This is a genomic window from Mycobacterium sp. NGS68 (assembly GCF_059812195.1).
Window position 1 is genome coordinate 64,895 of record NZ_JCALCE010000010.1, and the last position, 22,395, is coordinate 87,289.

The following is a 22,395-nucleotide window of genomic DNA, read 5'->3' on the forward strand; positions in this document are numbered from 1 at the left end:
GTCGCTCGATGGCGCTCAGGCCAAGGTGATCCAGTAGCGCTGGGACGGTGTGCCGTTGGCGGCCTTAAATTCCTCATGCAGCACCCCGCCGTTGGCCTTGATGACGCCCGCGGAGCCGACGTTGTCCTTGTCGCAGGTCAATAGCACCTTGCCGATTCCCATGTCCGCACAGATCGCCAGCGCCTCCTTCAACATTTGCGTGGCGTATCCCTTGCGGCGCTCGGACGTGCGGACGCTGTAGCCGATATGGCCGCCCTCGAATTCCAGTGCCTCGGTCAGCGAATGCCGAATCGCCACCATGCCAACGAGTCTCGCATCGGTCTTTCTGATCGCCAGATATTGCGACGACGGGACATAACCCGCCGGGAGGTTGTCCGGCCGCTCGAGTACACGCACCCGCGCAAGCCATTGCTCGTAGGATGCCGCCTTGTCGAGGGACGCGGTTCCGTGGGCGTCCCGGGCCCCCGCGAACTCGTCGCGATAGCTCAGCACAGCGTCTTTGTATTGTTCCGTCGGCTTCCTCAGCGAAAGGGCGGAACTCTGACCCTGCATGGAATGCATTTAACCCTGAATGTCGTTTCCGCGTCGATCCGATGTCACTTAGGCCGTCAATTCATCCACGCGCCGCTCAGTTTGCGCCACCGAACGCTATATAGATTCTGGGCGGCCTGCGGCGCCACCCGGATTGACCCGTGACCGAGGAGCCCGGATGACACCGGTGACCCGCATCGCAATGTCGGTCGCTTTGGTGTTGGTGTTCGCCGGCGGGCTGAGGCCCGGTTCCGCGCACGCTGTGCCGGACGCGGTTCAAGCCGCACCCGGTCCGGGTGGCGCGACGGTGTTGACTCTCGCGCCGGCGTTCAACCAATTGCCGTCCGATTGGCTACGCGGCGAGCTCTTCGCGGCTCCGAACGTGAAGGTGAAGGTTCCGTACACGAACCTGCCCAGCGCGACCAATGTGCACAAGGGGGCGGACAACCTCGACAAATACCTGCACTCGACGCCCGGGCCGAAAATCGTTCTCGGCCATAGCGAGGGTGCGCAGGTGGAAGACGACTGGTTGCGCCGCTACGGGCCCAGTAGCGATATCGACCCGACCACAGTGCTTTTCGTTCTCACCGGTGATCCGGAAGGCAAGTACAACGGTTGCGCGAACGTACCGAAGAGCGGGTGTAAGGCCGCCTACGGCGGCAACCATTTCCCCGCGGACACCCGCTACACCGTGAAGGTGATCGCCCGCCAATACGACTACTGGGCCGATTGCCCGAACGACCTGTCGAACTGGCGGGCCGTGCAGAACCGTTTGGCCGCGTCCCTGGTCGGGGGAAAGGGTGAACTTGGTCAGGTCCACGCCGACTACAGCAAGATCGGGTTGAACGATCCCGCGAACAAGACCTTCGTCGAGGGCAATGCGACCTACATTCTCGGCGCCCCCGCCACCTACTATCTGCCGATGGTGACCCTGAAGTGGACGCTGAACTCCTGGAAGATCACCGACGACGCCCGGTTGCGCCCGGTCGTCGAATCGGCCTACCAGCGACCCATGGGTACGCTGCCCACCCCGTGACCGGATGGCGTCCGGCGTGCATCTGGTAGACACTTGACTATGTCCGCGTCGAGCCGTCAACGTCGTTGAGACATTCGGCGTGCGCGACGAACCACTGCTGACCCCCGGCCAGACATGCTGGCGCACGGCGCGCGCGGACCAGTTCGCCTGTGTCATCGACGCGGCCGACTACTTCAGGCACGTCAAAGCGGCGATGTTGCGCGCACAGCACCGAATCATGCTGATCGGTTGGGATTTGGACCTCAGGATGAAGTTCGAGCGAGGCGCCAGGACGCTCCCGGGACCGAATCAGCTGGGTTCCTTCCTGCATTGGTTGGTGTGGAAACGGCCGGGCCTCGACGTCTACCTGCTCAGGTCGAATCTTCGCCTGCTGCCGGCGTTCGACAACATCTGGCTGGGGCTGACGCCGGTGGCGCTGCTGAATCAGATGAGCAGCAACCGAATGCATTTCGCCGTCGACGGCGCCCACCCGACCGGGTCCGTGCATCACCAGAAGATTGTCGTCGTCGACGACGCGGTGGCGTTCTGCGGTGGCATCGACCTCACCGTTGCGCGGTGGGACACGCGCGCGCACGAGCACGACAGTCGCGGCCGCAGCGCGCTGGGGCGCCGCTACGGGCCGCGTCACGAGGTCGCGGCGGCGGTCGACGGTGAGGCCGCACGCTCGCTCGGTGAGCAGGCTCGGGTTCGCTGGCGCACGGCGACCGACGAAACGTTGAAACCGTTGGACGCCGAACACGTCGCCTGGCCCACCAAACTGACGCCGACGCTGCGCGACGTCGAGGTCGGCATCGTGCGTACCGTGCCGGAACTGGGTGGGCGCAGCGAGGTTCGGGAGGTGGAGGCGCTCAACCTCGCCGCCATAGCCGCGGCAAGGCACTCCATCTACCTGGAAAACCAGTATCTGGCCGCCCGCCGCCTGGTGGATGCGCTGGCCGCGCGCCTGAGGGACGCTGACGGTCCCGAGATCGTCATCATCCTGCCCCGCAAAGGCAACAACCCCCTGGAGCGGGGAGCGATGGACAGCGCGCGCCACCGGCTCCTGCAGGTCCTGTGGGCTGCCGACGAGCATGAGCGCTTGGGCGTCTACTGGCCGGCGACCGACGGCGGGGCGCCGATCTATGTCCACTCGAAGGTGCTGGTGGTCGACGACCGGTTGCTGCGCATCGGCTCGTCGAACCTGAACAACCGCTCGTTGGGTTTCGACAGCGAATGCGACGTGGCCGTCGAGGCGGACGTGGACCGCTCCGAGCACGACCGCATTCGTCGCGAGATACATGCGGTGCGAAACCAATTGGTGGCCGAGCACCTGGACGTGCCGGTTGGCGAGCTGGCCAGGGCGATGGACGAGGGTCGGTCGTTTCTGCGGGCCGTCGAGGCGCTGCGCGGACGGGACCGAACGTTGCGGCCGTTCACCGAGAGCACCGTGGCCAACGAGGCAGGTCCGCTGGCGGAGAACGACCTGATGGATCCCGACCACGTTCCACGGTCACTGCGGCGGACCTTCCGGCGGTTCGTCGCTGGGCTGACGGACTGACGGTCCGGGGGTTGACTCAACAACGGTCTTTTTGGGTACAGGACCCGCAAGCCTGTCCGTGCACATCCGCTGGTCCATTGGAGTCGACATGCATCGCCCCGACACGATCATCGAAATTCATCGTGAGCGAGTCCAGGATCAGACGGTCGACATTTTCAGCGGTGACAAGTACACGGAGTCCGTCGACGGTACCGGCTACTCCGCGACGGCCACGCTTGACCTGACGCTGGATCGCGTCTGGTTCATCCTGGATGCCCACCGGCGGCTGTGGCAGGAGGAGGTCGATGGTCAGTCTCGTGATCCGTTGCGGCACTTTGCCATCGACCTGGCGATCTTTGATTCCAAGATCGTCATCGACTCGGTGACCTGTATCCCGTTGGTGCAGCTGCCGCCGGCCACGACGGTGATTCCCGACGGTCCGCGGGCGGGGGAGTCGCGCGACATCCCGTACAACGAGATCCCGCTGTTCGGCCGGTTGTCGATTCACGACCAGCTCGAGCCGCACCAGACCGAGCCCGGTAAGCAGACGATCGCGCTGAACTTCGGTGTGCAGGCGGCCCCGGTGCTGGTCGCCGCGTCGCTGCGCGACGAGTACGCGGCGCAGTTGTATGGCCCGCACATCGAGCGCCGTGACAACGGCGACACCGTGTTCGCCGGAGAGGACCCGCGCATCAGCTGGGAACTGGACTATGCCGAGGCCTACTGGATCACGCACAGCATCGCTGGGGAACTGATGGTGAACCTGGAAAAGCTGCAGCACCCCGGCCTCTCCGACGACGAGGCGAGAATCAGGGTGCTTGACTCGCTGGCCACCCAGATCGCCGATGCGGTCCGCCCGAAGCTGGCCGAGATGGGCGACGGCGGCGTCGTGGGACTGTTGCCGTCGCCGCTGGACATCGACCCCGACGCCGACGACGACAGCACGTTCAAGGATCTCGACGCCGTCGTGCAGCGCTTCGAGGTCGGCGAGGATATCCACGAGTCGATGGTGGTCCAGCTGAGGACACTGCGTGCGCTGCCGGCGGGCGAGCGGCTGCCCGCGTCGATCCTGGCGGAAAACCCGCGTGAGAAAGCCGGATTGGCCGTGACCGGGTGGAGCATCCTGCGTCAGGTCCGCGAAACGGTGATGAACAGCTTCGGTCTCGAGGAGGGCGACTTCGACGCTGAGGCACCCTGCCTGCTGGCGGGTCCCAAGACGATCAACGTCGGCGGGCAAGACCGCAGCCTCGACAGCCTTGAAGCCGATATCGTGCCGCGAAGCGAAGACGGCCGGTTGATCGTCGACGGGACGGTGAGCGCGGAAACCACGCTCTATGACTTCAAAGCCAACTTCGAAATCGTCTACGAGATGGGCCTGGACGACGTACCGCGTGACGCGACGGGCGACGAACCCCGGCCGGTGACCCGGGAAACGGTCGAGACTCTGGAACAGGCCATCAGCGCGGCGCGCGACAAGAAGCGCGCGGGCGAGATCACCGACCAGGACTTCGAGGCCGAAGTCAAGCGGGTCAGCGACCTGCTCGACAAGCTGCCGAGAACGGTGGGGGTGCGGCCAGCGCAGAATCCCGAAGAGCCGGAAGTGAATTCAGACTTCAACCTGACGGTGGCGGGCAAAGCCGCCGCAGCCGCCGGTGCCGCGGCCGTCGTCGGTCTGCTGGCGCTGCCGGTCACCTGGGCGGTGGGGGCCGCAGGACTCGGGGCAGCCGGCGCGGGCGGTTTGCTGACGCTGGCGATCGTGCAATACATCACCACCGTGTTGACGATCGACTGGTTCGGCACCGGGCTCGGGTCCCGCCAGGTCAAGAAGTCGATGAGCGACCGTCCCGAAGGCACCCTGTTGCCCCCCATCGGCATACCGGTCGACGTCGACCTCAACCGCCAACGCCTCGCCGTGTACTTCCGCGCGGTGCCGGCGAAGCTGTGGGTCGGCTGCGTCACGGTCGAGGCGGTTGACGACCATGAGGACATTCGGTTCGTCGGCGGCAAGTGGCCGACGGACGGCCAGCCCTGGAAGCTGTCCAACGACGACGCCATGTTGTACGTCGACTCCGGTGAACTCCAGCTCTTCGTGGAGCCGGGCAGCGTCGCCGGCGACGAGCTGCCTATCTGCGTAACCACTGGTGCAGACGGACGACGCCGGCTGCGAGTGAAGGGCGCGGACCCCGACTCGTTGCACAGGTTGCCGGCGTGCCCGCCCACGGCGGGTCCCGGCGCGGACTGAGCGCTCGCATATCGTTGGTGAGATCCAGCGCCGCAATGCAAGGAGTGCCCAATGACCGAACTACGCGCCGGGGTGATCGGCTTGGGCGAGATCGGCGGGGGCATCGCGGTCAGCATGGCCCGACGCGGGCGGGTGCCCAGCGTTTTCGACGTCCGTGCCGACGCGACCGCGGGCCTCGAAGATGTTCCGGCGCAGCTTGATTCGATTGCCGACGTGGTGCGAAACTCCGACGTCGTGCTGATCGCCGTCGTGACGGCGGATCAGGTGCGTGACGTTCTGGCGGGCTCCGGCGGGGTGCTGACGGCCGCACGACCGGGCCTGATCGTCGTGGTCCTTTCCACGGTCTCGGTCGCGGAGATTCAGGAGTTTGCGGGCCTGTGCGCCGACGCGGACGTGACCCTGCTCGACTGCGGCGTGACCAGCGGCGACAAGGCCGCCCAACACGGGATCGTGGCGATGATCGGTGGACCCGACGACGCCGTCGGCGCGGCACGGCCGGTCCTCGAAGACTTCGCCCGGTCCGTCGTGCACTGCGGGCCGGTCGGATCCGGGATGACGACCAAGATCGCCCGCAACCTGATCCAGTACGGCTGCTGGGCCGTCGTCGACGAAGCCGCGAATCTCGTGGCAAGAAACGGCGTTTCGCTCAAGACGCTGCTGTCGGTGCTGCGGACCGCCGATGCCGAGGGCGTCCAGGCCCTGCGCCTGTTGGACGTCCGCGCCGCCGGGATCACCGTGCCGGCGGACTACGCGGACCGGGTGGCCGCGCTGGCCGTCAAAGACCTCGACGCCGCCGCCGTACTCGGCGAATCGCTCGGAGTCCCGACACCCTTGGCGGAAGCGATCAAACCCGTGATGCGCGAGGTGTATACGGGTCACCGCGAGTGACGGTCAAGCACCGTCGGCGGACTGCGTGACGCCCCTTACCACGGCGACGCAGAGGTCGGCGCAAATGGCGGCCAATTCTTCAGTGGTTTCCGTCGGGTCTTCGAGCCAGGCCTCGATGAGTTGGTTTACGCCGCCGACCATGAACACCGCGCCCCGGCGGATGTCGGCGGCGCTCGGCTCGTCGGCGGTGAGCACATCCGGGGTGTACCGGATCACCAGGTCGGTGATCATGTCGAGGATGTGTGTGCGGTGTTGGGCCAGTCCGGCAACGCTGCTCACGTCGCCGGTGGCGATGCGGTGGACGTGGGGGTCGGCGGCGATGATGTCGAGAAACGCCGTCAGCGCCGAGCGGAGTTTGTCGCGCAACGTGCCGGGGTCGCCGACGCCGGCGATGACCAGCGCGTCGAGCAACTCGTCGCGGACGTCGTCGGAGACCGCGAACAGCAGCGCATCCCGGTTCGGGAACTGCTCGTAGAAGTAGCGCGGGATCAGCCCGGCGGAGGTGCACACGCCGCGTACCGTCACCTCGGTGATGCCCGATTCCCCCCAGATGTGCCGGCCGGCTTCGAGCAGTTTGCGGCGGCGTTCGGCGCGGCGGTCGACCGCGCTGATACCGCCGTAGTCGCGCACCACTTCCGCGCGTTTCATTGACATCACCCTACCCGGACCCTAAATTTGGAACACGGTCGTTATCCAAAAATAGCCCTCAAAGGAGAGCGGCGATGAACCTGCCCATCCCGGCTCGACATCCCGACAAACCGGTCGCGGTTCCGGCCGGTATTCGGTTGTTTGCCCTGCTCTTGGGCTTGCGCGAGCCCACGCCGGCCCAGTGGCGCAGGCTCGGCGAGCGGCTGACCGTCGGCGACGAGCCGATGGACCGCCTCGTCGAGTGGATATCGGCTACCGGAATGGAGCGGACGCGGCCCCTGTTCGACCGTGCGCTGGCCGAGGGCATCGCCAACGTGCCGGAAGCTCCGGAGCCGTTGCGCGAGTTCTTCATCGGCGTCGAGTCGGTCCCGGGTTGGGTCGACGTGGCCACGTTGCGCAGGGGGCAGCGGGCACTGCGCAGCGGCGGCGCCGACGCCATGTACATCGCGCGCGACGTGTCGCTGCTCGGCGGGTACCAGTTCTCCGGGTTCAACAAGACCCTGCTGCGGACCGGCGCGTTGGAGAAGGGCTCCAACAAGCGGTTCGCCGAAACGATGCAGTGGGCGCTGGACGTCATCTCCGAGGGCGGGCTCGCCCCGCTCGGCGTGGGTTACCGTTCCACCTTGCGCGTGCGGTTCATTCACGCGCTGGTGCGCCGGCATGTGGCCGCGATGCCGGACTGGCGCGCCGACGAATGGGGCGTCCCGGTCAACCAGACCGACATGGCGGCGACGCTCGTTGGCGCGCTCATCGCCCCGCCTATCGGTGCGATGGGCATGGGACTCCTGCGCGCGCCCGACGAACTCGACGCCATTGCGCACGTCACCCGCTACGTCGGCTGGCTGATCGGCGTGCAGGACGAATGGCTGCCGGGCAATTTCCGCGACAGCGTGCGCGTGCTGTACCACACGGCCACCGCCCTTGCGCGCCCCGACGAATCCACCAAGCAGCTGGCCGTCCCGATGGCCGACGACCCGCTGAGCTGGAACTACCGCACCATGCCGGGCCTGCGCCGCCGTCTTGCGCGGGCGCAGCACCTGTCGGTGACCAGCGGCTTCCTCGGGCCGCGCGCGATGCGCACGCTGGGCCTGCCGGCCTATGTGCCGCCGTGGTATCCGGTGTTGCGGATTCCGGCCAACGTGGCCCGCAGTGTGGCGGCGCTGACGCTGCCCGGCGGCCGCGACCGTGCGGCCGCCCGCGGCCAGCGGGAACAGAAAGCGTTGCTGCACACCATCGTCGGCGTTGGTGGAGCGACGATCGGTGATTCCGCCGCGCACATGCACCGGGTCGCATGACCGTCGGGAATTGATCCCGCGCCGCCCGCGCGGCACTATTGAGTGCGCTGATCAACCGGGAAGATCGACGCGGAGGCAGTCCGATGTTCAAGTCGCTCGCAGCTGTCGCTTTGACCGGCGCCGCCGTGCTGTGTGCGCCGATCGCCCACGCGGACCGGACGGTTACCGCCAGCCAGGCCTGTGCGGAGGCCATCCCGGGATCCATACCTGTGCAGCTCACCTTCGAGCTGTCGTGTCAGAATCCCGACGTATGGAAGCGACAGGGCACGCCCCTGGGGACCGAACCGATGCCCGTCGTCATGGCCCGAGCGTTCCCGGGCTCTTACCGGGTCAATCCCGCCAATCGGTGGTCGGACTGGGTGATTCCCGGCTGACCGGGGTTGACCGCAACGGTCGAAGCACACGAGGACTTCAGTGACGTGAAGGTGCATCTTCAGATCGATGGCGCGCCGGATCGCGTGCGCGAGAGCGCCCGAGACATTGCCGAGGCGGGCGCCGACGGTGCCTTCTCATTCGAAGGCCCGCACGATGTGTTTTTCCCGCTCGTCGTCGCCGCGGGGGCGACGGACCTCGAGGTGATGACCAACGTGGCGATTGCCGGGCCGCGCAGTCCCATGCACCTCGCGCATTCCGCCTACGACCTACAAGTGTTCGGCCGCGGCGGTTTCCGGCTCGGGCTGGGTTCGCAGATCAAAGCCCACATCGAGAAGCGATACAGCAGCCAGTGGGACAGGCCGGCGAGCCGGCTGGCAGAGAGCGTCGCCGCGGTCCAGGCGATCTTCGCGGCGTGGGAAGGACTCGCGCCGTTGAAGTTCCGTGGTGAGTTCTTCACGCACACGCTGATGCCGCCAACGTTCAATCCAGGCCCTAACCCCTACGGTCCGCCGCCGGTTCTGATGGGTGCGTTGGGGCCGGTGATGACTCGTAAGGCCGCCGAAGTGGCCGACGGGCTTTTGGTGATGCCGTTTAACAGTGCCCGGCACCTGGCCGAGCGCACTCTGCCCGCACTGGCCGAGGGGCTGCGGACGTCCGGCCGTCCGCGCGCCGACTTCCAGGTGATCGCCCAGGCCATGGTGGCCGTCGGCAGCACCGACGCGCAGCTGGCGAGCGCCATCGACGGGGTCGCGACGCTGATCGCTTTTTACGGATCGACTCCCAACTACCGCCCGGTGCTCGACGCCGAGGGCTGGGGCGAGTTGCAGCCGCGCCTCAACGCGATGTCCAAGTCGGGCGACTACGCGGGAATGCGTGCGCTGATCACCGACCAGATGGTGCGCACCATCGGCATTGTCGGCACCCCGGAGCAATGTGCCGCCGAGATCGAGAACCGTTTCGGTGTAATGGCTTCCGATGTCTGCTGCTACTTCCCCGGCTACACACCCGTCGCCGCTGACGTCGCCGCTCTGGTCGACGGATTGCACCGTGGCGCGGTCGCTTAGGCTCTCTCGCGAAAGCCCGGCCCGGCCTCGGGTGTCACATTGCGCGCGGTGATTTCCTCGCCGCAATGGGCGCAGATCAGTTGCGGATCGATCACCTCACCGCATACGTTGTGGCGCAACATGATCGGTGGACCGTCCGGGTGCGGCAGGTGTTCGTCGCCCCATCGCATCAGGACGACAATCGCGGCGAAGAGCTCGCGGCCGGCCTCGGTGAGGTGGTATTCGTGGCGCTCGGGATCGCGTGAGTAGGGCACGCGATCCAGCAGGCCCACTTCGACGAGCATCCGCAGCCGCGACGACAACGTAGGCCGCGGGATGTTGAGGTTGCGCGCGAGCTGCCCGAAGCGCTGCACACCGAAAAATGCCTCGCGCAGGATGACGAGCGTCCACCGCTCGCCGACCAATTCGAGGGCACGGCCGACCGATTCGCCGTCGAAGCGATGCGACAGGTCGGTCATAGTTCAGTCACTGTACCCGGTGCAATTCTTGAACCATAGCTGGTAACGTAACTGAACCGACACCGCGACCAGGAGCCGCCGATGGACCGAAGCGACACCGAATTCGAGACCCTCGCCGAGAAGATCGCGCTGTCGGCCCGGGAGATGTCGGCGGAGATCGACCGCGAGCGACGGCTGCCCGACGAACTGGTGGCCCGCCTCAACGAAGCCGGCCTGCTGCGCGCGACCATGCCGCGGGAGGTGGACGCGCTGGAATTGGCACCCGGCCTCGCGTTGCGGTGCGCCGAGGCGGTGGCCCGGGGTGACACCTCGGCGGGCTGGTGCGTGTCGATCGCGATCACCAGCGCCCTGCTGGTCGCCTACCTGCCGCCGTCGAGTCGCGACGAACTGTTCGGCGGCGGTCGCGGCGTCGCGGCGGGGGTCTGGGCGCCGCGGGGCACCGCGAAGTCGGTCGACGGCGGCGTCGTGGTGTCGGGACGCTGGCCCTTCTGCAGCGGGATCAACCACGCCGACCTGCTTTTCGCCGGATGCTTCGTCGACGATCGGCGGGTGCCGTCAGTCGTGGCGCTGCCCAAAAGCGACCTCCAAGTCCTCGATACCTGGCACACACTGGGACTGCGCGGCACCGGCAGCCACGACAGCGTTGCCGAGGAAGTTTTCGTGCCCGCCGAACGGGTCTTCTCGGTGTTCGACGGGCCGGTGGTGGACCGGCCGCTGTATCGCTTTCCGGTGTTCGGGTTCTTCGCGCTGTGCATCGGTGCCGCTGCGATGGGCAATGCGCGGGCCGCGATCGACGATCTCGCCGAGCTGGCCGGCGGCAAGAAGGGGCTGGGCTCGACCCGCACCCTGGCCGAGCGGCCGGCGACCCAAGCCGCGGTGGCGACGGCCGAGGCAACGTTAAGTGCCGCTCGCGCACTGTATTACGAGTCGATCGCCGCGGCCTGGCAGGCCAGTCAGGAGGCCGGCGCGGTACCGGTGGAGTTGCGCAACCGGCTTCGTCTGGCCGCCACGCACGCCGTCCGGAGCTCGGCTGATGTCGTGCGCAACATGTATGACATCGCCGGTGGCAGCGCGATTTACGACGGCGCACCCTTGCAGCGACGGTTCCGCGACGCGTTCACGGCCACCGCCCACTTCCAGGTCAACGAGGCGTCGCGCGAGCTGTCCGGCCGCGTACTTCTCGACCTGCCCGCCGACGTGTCGATGCTGTGACCGACCTCGAGGTCGTCCTACCCTTCTGGCTCGACCGGCCGGACGAGGAGGCGATGGAGATCGCGCTGGCGGCGTCGGCGGCCGATTTCGGTGCGTTGTGGATCGGCGAAATGGCCACGTACGACGCCTTTTCGCTCGCCACCGCCGTCGGGGTGCGCGCGCCCGGCATGCGGCTCAAGATCGGCCCGCTGGCCGTCGGCGTACGCGGCCCCGTGACCTTGGCGCTCGGGGTGAGCTCCGTCGCGTCCCTCACCGGCAGCCGGGTGGACGTCGCGCTGGGCGCCTCCAGTCCGGCGATCGTGGCGGGCTGGCACGGCCGGCAATGGGCTCACCACGTGCCCGTGATGCGCGAAACGATCGCATGCCTGCGGTCGATCCTCGACGGCGCCCGCAGCGCGTACGCGGGCCGCTACGTCGACAGCAGCGGGTTTCGGCTGCGCACAGCGTGCCCCGAGACACGAATCGCCTTGGGGGCCTTCGGGCCCGGCATGATCCGACTGGCGGCCCGGCACGCCGACGAGGTGGTGCTCAACCTTGCCTCCCCGGCGCGGGTGGCCGAGGTGCGCACGGTGTTGGAAACCGAGGCCGCCGCGGCCGGGCGCGCCGCTCCGCGCCTGACGGTGTGGGTGCCGGCCGCGTTGGACCCCGGCGGCGCCGCGCTCGGGCAGCTGGCGGGTCAGCTGGCGGTCTACCTCGGCCCGCCCGGCTACGGGGAGATGTTCAGCGCGTTGGGTTTTGACGGCCTGGTGCGAAAGGCCCGCGGGGGCGCGACCCGCCGCGAACTGGCTGCCGCCATACCCGTTCAACTGCTCGACGCGGTGAGCGCCCTGGGCTCCGCCGATCGGGTCGTGGCGCGGCTTGACGCCTACCTCGACGCCGGCGCCGACTGCGTCGCGGTGGTGCCCGCCACGGCCGAAGACCCCGGAGCGCGGGTGCTGCTGCGCGCGCTCGGCTCCCTCACGGAGGTATGAATGCCCGTCAACACCGTATGCCGGCTGGCCGCACGGCCATCCGGTCTGCCCACGCCGTCGGACTGGCAGATCGCCGACGAGCCCGTCGGGAGTCCCTCCGACGGCGAGCTGTTGGTGCGGGTGGAGTACCTCTCGGTCGATCCGGCGATGCGGACCTGGATGAACGCGGGCCGGTCGTATGTGCCACCGGTGCAGATCGGTGAGGTGATGCGCGCCGGTGGCATCGGGCGCGTCGTCGAATCGCAACACCCCGGCTTCGCGGCGGGCGACGAGGTGTACGGCACGTTCGGCGTGCAGCGCTATGCGGTCTCCGACGGCGTCGGCGTGACCACGGTGGACACCACGTTGGCACCGGCCCCGGTGCAGCTCGGCGCGCTCGGCATCAGCGGCCTGACCGCCTACTTCGGGCTGCTCGACGTCGGTCGGCCGCAGCCCGGACAGACCGTCGTCGTCTCCGGTGCGGCCGGATCGGTGGGCAGCATCGCCGGACAGATCGCCCGGATCAGCGGCTGCCGGGCGGTCGGCATCGCCGGCGGGGTGGACAAGTGCCGCTGGCTGGTGGAAGAGCTCGGATTCGACGGCGCGATCGACTACCGGGCCGGTGATCTGCGCGGGCAGCTGAAGACGCACGCGCCCAACGGTATTGACGTCTTCTTCGACAACGTCGGGGGAGAGGTCCTGGAGGCCGCGCTGTCGCGGCTGGCGCGGGGCGCGCGCGTCGTGCTGTGCGGTGCGGTGTCGCAGTACAATTCCGCCGGCGAACTGCGCGGGCTGAGCAACTACATGCAGCTGCTGGTCGCGCGCGCGTCGATGACCGGGTTCGTGATCTTCGACTACGTCGAGCGATATGGCGAAGGCCTTGCGCAACTTGCGGATTGGCTGCGCAGCGGCGAGTTGCATTCCCGCGAACAGGTCGTCCACGGCGATGTCGCCGACTTCCCCGAGACACTGCTGGCGTTGTTCCGTGGTGAGAACACCGGCAAGCTCATCCTCGCGCTCGACTGAGATCCCAGATCCGTTGTGTCTGTTCGCCGACCCCCCGGTCATGGGTCTGCTGAAAGTTGCGTCCGCCGCGGTTGAACGTCGCGACGACCGCGGCGGGCACAGCCGGTTCGAGGAGTGGCTCCGATAGCCAGTCGCAGGGCCGGACATGGACCAGATCCACCGCCGCGGCGCCGTCTTCGGTGTCGTGGAAGTACGGTCCGCAGATCCGACCCAGCCAGAACAGCCGATCAGCGTCGCGGGTCCACACGAACGAGCCCTCGTCTACGGCGATGAAGCGGGCGACCCGGCGAGCCAGTCGATCCTCGTCGCCCTTTCCGCGGCTCAGCCGACCGAATCCGCAGAGGCCGAGTCGCCGTGCGCGTTCGATGGTCGCCGAGGGGTCGACGGCGTCGCTGCGGGATCGCATCGGCGCACGATAAACGGCGGTCATCTCACGCGTCCTGGGGACCGCGCCCGAAACCCGTGTGGCTGCGGATCAACGGCAGTGACGCCATGGTCGCGAATCCGGGCGGGGCGGCGCACACGGCCGACACCGCGTTCAGGGCCTGCATCGCGGTCGCGACACTGGCCGAGCGGACGTGCTCTTCCATACTGGCGGCGCGGGTGAAGCTGGCCAGGCAGAAGAAGTGGGTGCGCATCGACGGGTCGCCCTCGATCGTCAGGGTCCAACCATGTTCGGGTTTCGGCCAATGCCCGGGGTACTCGCCGCCGACCGTCCACAGCGTCTCGATCTCGACCAGTATCTCCCCGCCGCGCCGGCCGGTCCATCGCCACCGCTGCCCGGCGGTCGTGCCGGCGCGCAGCAGATGTTCGAAGATCTGATGGTCGTTTTCGGCCGCAACCGCCTCCACCGTCGCGACCACCTCGTCGAGGTCGGCGTTCAACTCGTCGCCGAGGAACCAGACCTGCTCCTCGAAAATCGCGCTGTTGAATGCGAGGAAATCGCTGGCCGTCGGGCCGATGTGGTCGATCGGTTGGCCAAAAGCCATGTTGTCGAATGTGATCGACGTGCTTTCGTATACCGACCAGTCCGCGCGCTCCTGCAGGGTGATCTTGTCGATGCGGCGGCTCATGCCCGACAGTGCCAGCGGCAGGACTCCCGACAGATTGCCGGGGTTCAGGCCGCTGCCGTGGACGCTGGTTCCGCCCGCCCGGCAGGCGGCGGACAACCGGTCCCGGTCGGCGGGCGAGATGCGACGCGGGTGGAACAGAAACGCCGTGGTGACGACGTTCTTGCCGCCGGCCAACAGGGCGCACACCTCGTCGAAGTCGACGTTGCGCGGCGTGTACAGCACGCAGTCGGCGTCCAGCGCCAGGATTCGCTCGACGTCGGCGGTGGCGGTGACCCCGATGGGCTCGCGCCCCGCCAGGGTGCCGACATCGACGCCATCCTTGTCGTCGGAGTACACCTTGGCGCCGACGACCAGCAAATCCGGCCGGCGGTCGAGGATCGCGGTGAGCATCTCGCTGCCTACCGCGCCGGTGCCCCACAGGATGACGCGAAGCGGCGCTTGTCCAGGCATTTTTCGCACACTACCTCGTCCACCGGCAGGGGTGACGCGATCGTGCGGGGGTTTGATCGGCGATTCAAGGGGAAAACTTCAGCGCGTGTCCCCGGGATCCAGCCATGACTTAGCGGTGCGGATGAGCGAGCTGGCTCGCGCGGCGGCCGTGCCGCGCACCGCCGAAGAGATTCTGCTCGAAGTCACCACCGCCGCGGTCGAGCTGATTCCGGGCATCGACACCGCCGGAATTCTGCTGATCAAGCGGGGCGGAGCGTTCGAGTCGATCGCCGGGACCGACGAGTTGCCGCACCAACTCGACGAACTGCAGCACACCCTCCAGGAGGGGCCGTGCATGGAAGCGGCACTCAACGAGGTCATGGTGAGTACCGACGACTTCCGGCACGAGACTCGCTGGCCTGCTTACTCGGCTGCCGTCCAGCAGCTCGGTGTGCTCAGCGGGTTGTCTTTCCGGCTCTACACCCACGAGCGCACCGCGGGCGCGCTCAACTTGTTCGGGTTCGAGCCGACGACGTGGGATGCCGAGCGTCAGACGATCGGAATGGTGCTCGCCGCCCATGCCGCTGCGGCGATCATGTCCAACCGACACAGCCTGCAACTGCAATCCGCCCTGGCCAGCAGGGACCGCATCGGCCAGGCGAAGGGGATCATCATGGAGCGGTTCGACGTCGACGAGGTGCGCGCGTTCGAGATGCTGCGGCAACTTTCCCAGGAGGGCAACACCCCACTGGTCGACGTCGCGCAACGGGTCGTCGACACACGCGGCAAGCGCTGACGCGCGACCGGGGGGTTGGGTCCGTGCGCCGCGGGGTATCGGCTGAGGTGTGGCTATCGTCGGTTCCCTCGCGCACACCGCCCAGCGACTCGTCTCGATCTATCGACGCACCGGCGCCGATGTGCCGTTCGGGGATCCGCTGCCCTCGCACGGCACCGAAATGGAGGGCTGGTTCTGGCGGCTGTCCGACCCATCTGACGGTCGAGTCGTGGTGGCCCTGTGCAGCTCGAATCGACACCCCGAAGGCGACTGGTCCACGGCGGCCATCGCGCTGCACCCGGGTGGGGTCGTGCGTTCGGCCGCCATCGACGGCGTCAGCGCCGACCGGACGCGCTTTTCGGTGCGGGCTCAAGCGGGAACCGACCTGGTCGACGCCGACCGGGACCGGCTCACGATGGTCATCGGCGACAGCAAGGTGGACCTGAAGCTAACGCGTGAGTGCCCGTGGCCCAAGGCATTCGGCGGAGGGGGGGTCTTCTCATCGGTGCCGTTCCTGAACCAGTACTGGCACCCCTACCGCCTCGGCGGCACCGCATCGGGGACAGTGACGTGCGGTGCCGAGACGTGGGAATTCACCGACGCCACCTTGTACTGCGAACGCAACTGGGGCGCCGGCTTTCCGCTGCGCTGGTGGTGGGGCGAGGCCCATGACTTCGGCGGCGACGACGTGTGCGTGGCGTTCTCGGGAGGCCTGTTGGAGTTGGGCCCGCTGAAGAGGGAGGTCACCGGAGTTGTTGTACGACTCGGGGATCGGGTCCTGCGGATCACGCCGCCCGCGCTGGTGTCGTCGACGTGCGACGGGCGGCGCTGGCACGTCGATGCCCGGACGGCGCGCTACCGGGTCCGGCTGGACGGGCAGGGAACCGGCGCCGGACCACACGTGCTCCCGGTGCCGCTGCCGGGCGATCGTCGCAACATCGACACCGACTACGAATATTTGGGCGGCACTCTGCGCTGCACCGTCCGCGAATGGGGCCGCACCATCTTCGACGGCACGTCCGATCTGGCGGGCCTGGAGATCGGCAGCCGGCCGGGCTGATAGCAATCTCGTATAGTCGAGCTATTCACCGTCCGGCGCAAGCCGGCGACGTCGTCAACAATGGAGCAGGGGATGCACCAGCCTCCCGCGTACGGGTCCCGCGTGATGCGTTGCTGCACAGTGCTTCTGGCTAGCTTGGCGATATTGGGATTGGCCCTCTGTGCGGAGTCGCCGGGCCCGCCGTACCCGATGTCGACCCCCGTGGCCACCACGCTCCCGGCTCAGCCGGCGCTGGCCTCGGATCCGGCGCTGATCGGCGCGGATCTGGCCGCCGACGAGCAGACACTGCGCGATCCGTCGGCGTCGGAAGCGGCGTTGGTGTCCGCGGCACTCCGCCAGCAGGCGGCCTACCGCGCCATCGGCCGGCACCCCGAATGGGACTCGGCCGTGCGAGCGAAAATCCCGCCGTCGCTCATCGGGACGTACGGCCGCAACGTCAGCGCGCGATATCACCTCGCCGCGCTCAACCACGGCGAGGCGAAAGACACGCTGCCCGCCTGGCGGATCCAGCCACCGGCCCCGGCCGACGTGTTGCTCGGCCTGTACCACGAGTCCGAGGCGGCCAGCGGCGTCGCCTGGAACTACCTCGCGGCGATCAACCTGGTCGAAACCGGCTTCGGCCGCATCGCCGGACTGAGCTCTGCCGGCGCGCAGGGACCCATGCAATTTCTGCCCTCGACGTTCGCCGGCTACGGCAACGGCGGCGACATCAACTCGCCGCACGACAGCATCATGGCGGCCGGTCGCTACCTCGCAGCCAATGGCTTCGCCAGCGACCACGATCGCGCCGTCTTCGCGTACAACCACTCCAACGAGTACGTCGGCGCTATCAACGACTACGCCGCGGTGCTGGCCAGCGATCCGGGCGCCTTCGCGGGCTACTACCGTTGGGACATCTACTACTTCACCACGTCCGGCGACGTGCTCCTGCCCGTCGGTTATGCCGAGGGCCAACGGATCCCCGTCGCCGAGTATTTGGCGAGCCACCCGCAGTGAAGGTTTCCTGAGTAGCCTCCAACGATGGCGGGGACGCGATGAGTGCGGGTCTGTTCGGCCTCCTGGACGATGTGGCTCTGCTCGCGCGTCTGGCGGCGGCCAGCGGCCGCGCGACGGCCAAAGCCGCCGGCGTCGTCATCGACGACACCGCGGTGACGCCGCAATACATCCACGGCATCGCGGCCGAGCGCGAGCTGCCCATCATCAAGCGCATCGCCAAAGGGTCCCTGCGCAACAAGCTGCTGCTGATCCTGCCCGTCGCCATGCTGCTCAGTCAGTTCGCGCCGATGCTGCTGAGCCCGCTCTTGATGGCCGGCGCCACGTACCTGTGCTACGAAGCCGCCGAGAAGATCTGGGGCAGCATCCGGGGACATCACGCCGACGAGACGCCGGCCGACGAGGACCAGATGGTGTCCGGCGCGGTGCGCACCGATCTGGTCCTGTCTGCCGAAATCATGGTGATCGCCCTCGACGAGGTGGCCGACGAGTCATTCGTGCCCCGGCTCCTCATCCTGATCGTCGTCGCCCTCGTCCTCACCCTTGTCGTCTACGGCGTCGTTGCGATCGTGGTCAAGATGGACGACGTCGGGTTGAGCCTCACCCACACCACCTCCCGAACCGGGCAGAGGGTCGGTCGGGCGCTGGTCTCCGGCATGCCCACGGTGCTCGCGACCCTTTCGACGGTCGGAACGGTGGCGATGCTCTGGGTGGGCGGCCACATTTTGATTACCGGCTCCAACCGCCTCGGCTGGCACACCCCGTACCGCCTGCTGCACCACCTCGACGATCAGGTTCGCCACGCTGTTCCGTCGATCGGTGACCTGCTGGCGTGGCTGGTCGACACCGGGGTGTCCGCGGCCGTCGGGTTGATCGTCGGAGCCGTGGCCCTCGGGCTGATCATGCCGCTGTCGCTGCTGCTGCGGCGCCGGGGGAAGTGACCGCGCCGTGAAACCGGCGTCACCGGCCCCTGGCCCGGGGCGGCATCAGACGAAGTCCGAGCCGCCGTCGACGTTCACGGTCGCGCCGGTGACGTAGCCGTTGCGCCGCGACGCCAGGTAAGCCGTGATGGATGCGATCTCCTCCGGAAGCCCGGCCCGGCCGAGGTCGCAGGGCTGGTGGAAGTACTTGTCGATCCAGGTCATCACGTCGACCGGGTTGGTGGCATCGAGGCCGTCGGCGGCCAGGATGTCCTTCAGATTCTCGGTGAAGCTGGCCGTCACGATGGTGCCGGGGCACACGCAGTTCACCAGGATGCCATCCTGGGCAAGGCTTTTCGACAGGTTCTTGGTGACGCTGGACAGCGCCGCCTTGGATGCCGTGTAGGCGACGATGCGTGGATTCTGCCGCTGGATGGAGTGCGCGGACAGCGTGACGATGCGCGCCCACTCGGCGGCCCGCAGCAGGGGCAGCGCGGCGCGGATCGAGCGCACCCCCGACATGGTGCCGAGCGCGAAGGTGGCGTCCCAGTCCGCGTCGTCCATCTGCTCGAAGTAGCCGTCGCCCGGGCCGATGGTGTGCACCAGGCTGTTGAGTTGTCCCCAGCGATCCGCAACCGCGGCGAAGCCGTCGGCGATCGACGCGGCGTCGGACATGTCCACGCTGATGCCCACGGCGTCCGGCGCGCCGGCGTCCCGCAACTTCTCCACCGCGGCGTCCAGGCCGGCCCGCCCGCGGGCCATCACCGCCACGCTGGCCCCTTCCGCGGCCAGGGTTTCCGCGATGGCCAACCCCATGCCCTTGCTGCCGCCGGTGACAACGGCTTTCGATCCCGCGAATCCCAGGTCCATCGTGTCTCCTCGTGCTCAGTGTTGCTTGTCGTCCGTTACGCCCAATCCGCGCAGGCAGAACCGGAGCACCCGATCGCGAACTTCGCCGTGTTCGGAATCGCCTGTTGCCCATTGCCGTTCGGTACCGGCCCACACCACGCCCTGGATGGCTTGCGCGTCGACGTGCGGATCGATGCCGTGAAACACGCCCTCGTCAACCCCGCGCCGCAGCGCTTCGATGAGCGGCTCGAGCATCTGGGCGTAGGCGGGCGCAATCAGTTCGGGCGAGGCGAACATCTGCGATTGCGCCTCGAGGGAAAGATGCCGCAGATCGGACTTGAGGTTCTCGTCGAACGCCAGGTCGAGTCGCCCGTCGATCCAGGCGGCCACCGCCTCGACGGGGGTGGCGGCGTTGGCCATCTTTCTTCGCAGCCGCTGCATTTCAACGCGCGCCATGTCCAGGAAGAGCGCCGCGACCAGCTCGTCCTTCGATTCGAAATGACGGTAGAACGCGCGCGTGCTGAGCTGCGCGCGATCCAGCACGGCAGCGATGCTCAGCCCCCGGACTCCTTGCTCACGAACGGATTTCGACGCGGCGGTCAGGATGGCGCGACGCACGTCGGGGTCGGGCGGGCGCTTGTCCCGTCGCCGCGTGGCCGGCCGCGTCATGCGCTCGCGTCGTAGGCGCGCAGGTACTCCGCGAACCGGTCTCGGACGCCGTCCGGCGTCAGGCCGTAGTCGGCCAGGTCGTAGTCGTGGGCGCCGCGGGAGCCGGGTTTGTGCTCGGCGGCCCACCCTTCGACCGAACGGACGGTGTCGTCGGTGAAGTCCAGACCCAGGGTTTCGTAGGTGGTTGCCAACGTGTTCACCGGGTCGGTCTGGAGATCGGCGAAGGCCACATCCGCGAACCGGTCATCACCGACCCGCTTGCGGAAGTTCATCGCCCGGCGCACGGCCTCGGCCCAGCTGTCCAGCTGTTCCGCGCCGAGTTCTTCGGGGTCGTCACGGTCGCTACTCCAGCTGCGCACGTAGCGGATGAGGCTGCAGACCGAACCCATCACTTTGGCCGGATCGCGGTGGCTCCACATGAATTTGGCGTTGGGGTAAGCCTCGACCAGGGCGTCGAGGGCGAACATGTGCACCGGAGTCTTGAGGTGCCACAGGACCGGCGGACAGTGCCACTGCAGCAGCTTGAGCACCCGCCGATGGAACGTGTAGGTCTCGCGCATGTCGCAATCCATCAGCCACGCAAGATAACCGGGGACCCGCACCACTCCGTCGAAATGGAAGGTGCGAAAACTCATGCCCATCAGGTCCTGGCATTCGGTCGGGGCCGTCGCCTCGGAGTTGTAGAGCGTCTTCATCAGCGGGAACATGTCGTGCAGCATCTTCAGGCCCGCTTCGGCCTGCGCGATCCGCGGATCGGTGTGCTGGGTGGCGGCCTCGGGCGGCGGTGTCGGAGCCTGTGACTCCCACATCCGCAGCGAACGGAACTGCGGGTCGGCGGCCACCAGTTGGCTCAGGGCCGTGGTCCCGGTGCGGGGCAGTCCGATGACGAAGACCGGTCCGCCGACCGCCTCGTCGTCGATTTCGGGGTGCCGAGCGTAGGCGTCCTCGATTTTGAGGCGCTGGATTAGGGCGTTGCTGAGGGTGGCGTGCTGGATGACGTTGCCCATTTCGGACAGCCCGGCTTCGGTGTTCAACGCCTCGACGGTGCGTTCCAACCCTTCCCGATAGTAGGGGGAGCCGAAGTCCTCGAGGCCCGTCGCGGCCCGGGCGCCGTCCTCAAGTTGGTCGGCCGAAAACGTCATCTTCCGAACCTTTCCTGTACCGCGCGGCGGCGCCGCGCGAGTATTGCCTGCCGTTCGTCGGGGGTTACTGTCGCGGTATCGGCGGGCAGGGCCGCGGCGATGTCGTCGAACGACACCAGTCGGGTGGTCGGGGTAGGAGCCGTGGCGGTGCGCACGCAGCGCAGGATCATCGGGCCGTTGCTGAACCCCGCTGTGTCCAGCCAATTCGCGATGCCGGGGTCGCGTGCCGACAGCACGACCCGGACCAGCCCGTCGGCATCGACGACGGCCTGCTTGGCGTTGAGGCTGGACTGGTGGCGGCCGTAGTGGATGGTTTCCCACCACGGGTTGCCGAGCGAATAGCTCCAATACACGCCCTCGGGCGGCTCGACTTCGAGGATCAGCGCCTCGTCGGGGCCGAGCTCCCAGCGGCCGATGACGGGCCGGTTCTCCGCGGCCGCGCCCATCGCGCTCCGATCGATCGCGGGCAGGAAGCCGTTGGCCGGCGCCGCCGCTCCGAACTGCAGGAAGAACTGCAAGTTGTCCTGCACGAAATCGCCGAGCGCGATCAGTTGCCGGGACAACGCCACGTCCGGGGCCGGAGTGCCGGCGGGGCCGCCGCCGCCGGCCGGCGCCGGCTCGCCGAGGCGTTCGATGTGCAGCGACGACGGCGTCTCGGTGTCCCAGTCGTAGAAGAAATGCCGCACCGTGAGGGTGGGGTTAGCCCCGTCGAGGCGCATCCAGTTGCCGTCCCGCTCGTCGGCGGACAGCACGACCTCGAAGTTGCCGTCGGCGTCCACCTCGAGTTCGTCGACCAATTCGTTTGCGGTCGAGACGATTCCGTTCATCGTCTGCAGTCCGACGTAGCGGGCTGTGCCGCGGTTGCCGAACAACCGGTAGCTTTCACCGCCGCGCATGGTCGCCCGGGTGTAGATGCAGTCCGGGCACTCCATACCCCAGGTGACGATGTCGTCGGTGCTGGTGCGTCGCACCGCCAGCATCGGGTCCGGATCGGCGCGTAGCGCCTCGTCGATTCCGGCCGCCAGCAACACCAGGAGGTGCCGGATACCCCCGGTGAAGTCGAGGCGATTCCGGTTCACCGGGTCGGATTCGACCAGCTGCGAGGCACTTTCGAGCCGGCGTGTCAGATGCGACCACGCCTGCGGCAGGTCGGCATCGCCGTCGGGGTGGGGGGACAACGACGCTTCGGCGATGGAGAACGGCAACCACGCCATCGGGCGCTCTGTCACGGCCACCTCGCCTCC

Annotated in this window: 23 protein-coding genes; 14 read left to right on the forward strand and 9 right to left on the reverse strand. The window is 67.8% G+C overall.

Translation table 11 applies throughout. The features are described from left to right. Positions 1–15 precede the first annotated feature (15 nt). Positions 16–561, reverse strand: coding sequence for a GNAT family N-acetyltransferase (locus AC5Y5V_RS13230; protein WP_499935517.1), 546 nt, complete (start codon positions 559–561; stop codon positions 16–18). A 148-nt stretch (positions 562–709) separates the two neighbouring features. Between AC5Y5V_RS13230 and AC5Y5V_RS13235 the strand changes: the two genes are divergently transcribed. From AC5Y5V_RS13235 to AC5Y5V_RS13250, 4 genes are all read left to right on the forward strand, one after another. Beyond that, a complete protein-coding gene (locus tag AC5Y5V_RS13235) occupies positions 710–1,567 on the forward strand; it encodes a PE-PPE domain-containing protein (protein WP_499935519.1) in 858 nt (285 codons plus the stop codon). A gap of 79 nt (positions 1,568–1,646) precedes the next feature. Further along, positions 1,647–3,104 carry a phospholipase D-like domain-containing protein gene (locus AC5Y5V_RS13240; protein ID WP_499935521.1) on the forward strand — a complete coding sequence of 486 codons (1,458 nt, stop codon included), beginning with the start codon at positions 1,647–1,649 and terminating at the stop codon, positions 3,102–3,104. An 88-nt stretch (positions 3,105–3,192) separates the two neighbouring features. Then, positions 3,193–5,325 (forward strand): hypothetical protein, encoded by a 2,133-nt coding sequence (locus AC5Y5V_RS13245; RefSeq protein WP_499935523.1) that lies wholly within the window; start codon positions 3,193–3,195, stop codon positions 5,323–5,325. Between the two features lie 51 nt (positions 5,326–5,376). After that, entirely contained in the window at positions 5,377–6,213 is an 837-nt protein-coding gene (locus tag AC5Y5V_RS13250; RefSeq protein WP_499935525.1) for an NAD(P)-dependent oxidoreductase, read from the forward strand. A gap of 3 nt (positions 6,214–6,216) precedes the next feature. Here the strand turns inward: AC5Y5V_RS13250 and AC5Y5V_RS13255 are convergent, their stop codons facing one another. Further along, on the reverse strand, positions 6,217–6,861 hold the full coding sequence (locus tag AC5Y5V_RS13255; RefSeq protein WP_499935527.1) for a TetR/AcrR family transcriptional regulator: 645 nt from the start codon (positions 6,859–6,861) through the stop codon (positions 6,217–6,219). Between the two features lie 74 nt (positions 6,862–6,935). Here AC5Y5V_RS13255 and AC5Y5V_RS13260 point away from each other — a divergent pair, with 74 nt between their 5' ends. The 3 genes from AC5Y5V_RS13260 (at position 6,936) to AC5Y5V_RS13270 (ending at position 9,595) form a co-directional block, all read left to right on the forward strand. Further along, positions 6,936–8,156 carry an oxygenase MpaB family protein gene (locus AC5Y5V_RS13260; protein WP_499935529.1) on the forward strand — a complete coding sequence of 407 codons (1,221 nt, stop codon included), beginning with the start codon at positions 6,936–6,938 and terminating at the stop codon, positions 8,154–8,156. A gap of 83 nt (positions 8,157–8,239) precedes the next feature. After that, a complete protein-coding gene (locus AC5Y5V_RS13265) occupies positions 8,240–8,530 on the forward strand; it encodes a hypothetical protein (protein ID WP_499935531.1) in 291 nt (96 codons plus the stop codon). A gap of 45 nt (positions 8,531–8,575) precedes the next feature. Next, entirely contained in the window at positions 8,576–9,595 is a 1,020-nt protein-coding gene (locus AC5Y5V_RS13270; protein WP_499935862.1) for a TIGR03617 family F420-dependent LLM class oxidoreductase, read from the forward strand. On the opposite strand, the gene AC5Y5V_RS13275 is transcribed toward AC5Y5V_RS13270, so the two are convergent. Continuing rightward, positions 9,592–10,053, reverse strand: coding sequence for a winged helix-turn-helix transcriptional regulator (locus tag AC5Y5V_RS13275; RefSeq protein ID WP_499935533.1), 462 nt, complete (start codon positions 10,051–10,053; stop codon positions 9,592–9,594). The two genes, AC5Y5V_RS13270 and AC5Y5V_RS13275, sit on opposite strands and share 4 nt — an antisense overlap. A gap of 81 nt (positions 10,054–10,134) precedes the next feature. Here AC5Y5V_RS13275 and AC5Y5V_RS13280 point away from each other — a divergent pair, with 81 nt between their 5' ends. From AC5Y5V_RS13280 to AC5Y5V_RS13290, 3 genes are read left to right on the forward strand one after another with little or no spacing between them, the layout of a single operon-like run. Further along, the gene (locus AC5Y5V_RS13280) at positions 10,135–11,265 is read left to right on the forward strand and encodes an acyl-CoA dehydrogenase family protein (RefSeq protein WP_499935535.1); all 1,131 of its coding nucleotides are present in this window, start codon (positions 10,135–10,137) and stop codon (positions 11,263–11,265) included. Continuing rightward, complete coding sequence (locus tag AC5Y5V_RS13285; RefSeq protein WP_499935537.1) at positions 11,262–12,236, forward strand: LLM class F420-dependent oxidoreductase; 975 nt, start codon at positions 11,262–11,264, stop codon at positions 12,234–12,236. Before AC5Y5V_RS13280 ends, AC5Y5V_RS13285 begins: the two co-directional genes overlap by 4 nt. Beyond that, entirely contained in the window at positions 12,237–13,241 is a 1,005-nt protein-coding gene (locus AC5Y5V_RS13290) for an NADP-dependent oxidoreductase (RefSeq protein ID WP_499935539.1), read from the forward strand. Here AC5Y5V_RS13290 and AC5Y5V_RS13295 read toward each other — a convergent pair. Both AC5Y5V_RS13295 and AC5Y5V_RS13300 read right to left on the reverse strand, forming a co-directional pair. Then, on the reverse strand, positions 13,222–13,671 hold the full coding sequence (locus AC5Y5V_RS13295; protein ID WP_499935541.1) for a GAF domain-containing protein: 450 nt from the start codon (positions 13,669–13,671) through the stop codon (positions 13,222–13,224). The genes AC5Y5V_RS13290 and AC5Y5V_RS13295 overlap by 20 nt on opposite strands. Before the next feature lies 1 nt (position 13,672). Then, a complete protein-coding gene (locus AC5Y5V_RS13300) occupies positions 13,673–14,764 on the reverse strand; it encodes an NAD(P)H-dependent amine dehydrogenase family protein (RefSeq protein ID WP_499935544.1) in 1,092 nt (363 codons plus the stop codon). A gap of 121 nt (positions 14,765–14,885) precedes the next feature. Between AC5Y5V_RS13300 and AC5Y5V_RS13305 the strand changes: the two genes are divergently transcribed. The 4 genes from AC5Y5V_RS13305 to AC5Y5V_RS13320 all read left to right on the forward strand — a co-directional run bounded on the left by AC5Y5V_RS13305 (position 14,886) and on the right by AC5Y5V_RS13320 (position 18,512). Then, positions 14,886–15,539, forward strand: a complete 654-nt coding sequence (locus tag AC5Y5V_RS13305; protein ID WP_499935550.1) for a GAF and ANTAR domain-containing protein — start codon at positions 14,886–14,888, stop codon at positions 15,537–15,539. A gap of 49 nt (positions 15,540–15,588) precedes the next feature. Continuing rightward, positions 15,589–16,578 (forward strand): tocopherol cyclase family protein, encoded by a 990-nt coding sequence (locus AC5Y5V_RS13310; protein ID WP_499935554.1) that lies wholly within the window; start codon positions 15,589–15,591, stop codon positions 16,576–16,578. A 105-nt stretch (positions 16,579–16,683) separates the two neighbouring features. Next, positions 16,684–17,574: a lytic transglycosylase domain-containing protein gene (locus tag AC5Y5V_RS13315; RefSeq protein WP_499935864.1), complete on the forward strand. Its 891-nt coding sequence runs from the start codon at positions 16,684–16,686 to the stop codon at positions 17,572–17,574. 38 nt (positions 17,575–17,612) lie between these two features. Next, positions 17,613–18,512, forward strand: a complete 900-nt coding sequence (locus AC5Y5V_RS13320) for a DUF808 domain-containing protein (protein ID WP_499935558.1) — start codon at positions 17,613–17,615, stop codon at positions 18,510–18,512. Positions 18,513–18,557: 45 nt separating this feature from the next. Here AC5Y5V_RS13320 and AC5Y5V_RS13325 read toward each other — a convergent pair whose 3' ends face one another. The 4 genes from AC5Y5V_RS13325 to AC5Y5V_RS13340 are packed head-to-tail and all read right to left on the reverse strand — an operon-like array spanning position 18,558 to position 22,365. Then, complete coding sequence (locus AC5Y5V_RS13325; RefSeq protein WP_499935561.1) at positions 18,558–19,361, reverse strand: SDR family NAD(P)-dependent oxidoreductase; 804 nt, start codon at positions 19,359–19,361, stop codon at positions 18,558–18,560. Positions 19,362–19,376: 15 nt separating this feature from the next. Then, positions 19,377–20,009: a TetR/AcrR family transcriptional regulator gene (locus AC5Y5V_RS13330; RefSeq protein ID WP_499935565.1), complete on the reverse strand. Its 633-nt coding sequence runs from the start codon at positions 20,007–20,009 to the stop codon at positions 19,377–19,379. After that, positions 20,006–21,151: a sulfotransferase family protein gene (locus tag AC5Y5V_RS13335; protein WP_499935569.1), complete on the reverse strand. Its 1,146-nt coding sequence runs from the start codon at positions 21,149–21,151 to the stop codon at positions 20,006–20,008. The genes AC5Y5V_RS13330 and AC5Y5V_RS13335 overlap by 4 nt, the downstream gene beginning before the upstream one ends. Then, complete coding sequence (locus AC5Y5V_RS13340) at positions 21,148–22,365, reverse strand: DUF1214 domain-containing protein (protein WP_499935868.1); 1,218 nt, start codon at positions 22,363–22,365, stop codon at positions 21,148–21,150. Before AC5Y5V_RS13340 ends, AC5Y5V_RS13335 begins: the two co-directional genes overlap by 4 nt. Between the last annotated feature and the right edge of the window lie 30 nt (positions 22,366–22,395).

What these genes read in the sequence shown, in the direction of transcription:
- AC5Y5V_RS13275 (WP_499935533.1), bottom strand. Translation starts at nt 10,053, where the DNA reads ATGACCGACCTGTCGCATCGCTTCGACGGCGAATCGGTCGGCCGTGCC.
- AC5Y5V_RS13250 (WP_499935525.1), top strand. Translation starts at nt 5,377, where the DNA reads ATGACCGAACTACGCGCCGGGGTGATCGGCTTGGGCGAGATCGGCGGG.
- AC5Y5V_RS13340 (WP_499935868.1), bottom strand. Translation starts at nt 22,365, where the DNA reads ATGGCGTGGTTGCCGTTCTCCATCGCCGAAGCGTCGTTGTCCCCCCAC.
- AC5Y5V_RS13255 (WP_499935527.1), bottom strand. Translation starts at nt 6,861, where the DNA reads ATGAAACGCGCGGAAGTGGTGCGCGACTACGGCGGTATCAGCGCGGTC.
- AC5Y5V_RS13235 (WP_499935519.1), top strand. Translation starts at nt 710, where the DNA reads ATGACACCGGTGACCCGCATCGCAATGTCGGTCGCTTTGGTGTTGGTG.
- AC5Y5V_RS13295 (WP_499935541.1), bottom strand. Translation starts at nt 13,671, where the DNA reads ATGACCGCCGTTTATCGTGCGCCGATGCGATCCCGCAGCGACGCCGTC.
- AC5Y5V_RS13265 (WP_499935531.1), top strand. Translation starts at nt 8,240, where the DNA reads ATGTTCAAGTCGCTCGCAGCTGTCGCTTTGACCGGCGCCGCCGTGCTG.
- AC5Y5V_RS13290 (WP_499935539.1), top strand. Translation starts at nt 12,237, where the DNA reads ATGCCCGTCAACACCGTATGCCGGCTGGCCGCACGGCCATCCGGTCTG.
- AC5Y5V_RS13330 (WP_499935565.1), bottom strand. Translation starts at nt 20,009, where the DNA reads ATGACGCGGCCGGCCACGCGGCGACGGGACAAGCGCCCGCCCGACCCC.
- AC5Y5V_RS13315 (WP_499935864.1), top strand. Translation starts at nt 16,684, where the DNA reads ATGCGTTGCTGCACAGTGCTTCTGGCTAGCTTGGCGATATTGGGATTG.
- AC5Y5V_RS13305 (WP_499935550.1), top strand. Translation starts at nt 14,886, where the DNA reads ATGAGCGAGCTGGCTCGCGCGGCGGCCGTGCCGCGCACCGCCGAAGAG.
- AC5Y5V_RS13280 (WP_499935535.1), top strand. Translation starts at nt 10,135, where the DNA reads ATGGACCGAAGCGACACCGAATTCGAGACCCTCGCCGAGAAGATCGCG.
- AC5Y5V_RS13260 (WP_499935529.1), top strand. Translation starts at nt 6,936, where the DNA reads ATGAACCTGCCCATCCCGGCTCGACATCCCGACAAACCGGTCGCGGTT.
- AC5Y5V_RS13300 (WP_499935544.1), bottom strand. Translation starts at nt 14,764, where the DNA reads ATGCCTGGACAAGCGCCGCTTCGCGTCATCCTGTGGGGCACCGGCGCG.
- AC5Y5V_RS13320 (WP_499935558.1), top strand. Translation starts at nt 17,613, where the DNA reads ATGAGTGCGGGTCTGTTCGGCCTCCTGGACGATGTGGCTCTGCTCGCG.
- AC5Y5V_RS13245 (WP_499935523.1), top strand. Translation starts at nt 3,193, where the DNA reads ATGCATCGCCCCGACACGATCATCGAAATTCATCGTGAGCGAGTCCAG.
- AC5Y5V_RS13230 (WP_499935517.1), bottom strand. Translation starts at nt 561, where the DNA reads ATGCATTCCATGCAGGGTCAGAGTTCCGCCCTTTCGCTGAGGAAGCCG.
- AC5Y5V_RS13325 (WP_499935561.1), bottom strand. Translation starts at nt 19,361, where the DNA reads ATGGACCTGGGATTCGCGGGATCGAAAGCCGTTGTCACCGGCGGCAGC.
- AC5Y5V_RS13335 (WP_499935569.1), bottom strand. Translation starts at nt 21,151, where the DNA reads ATGACGTTTTCGGCCGACCAACTTGAGGACGGCGCCCGGGCCGCGACG.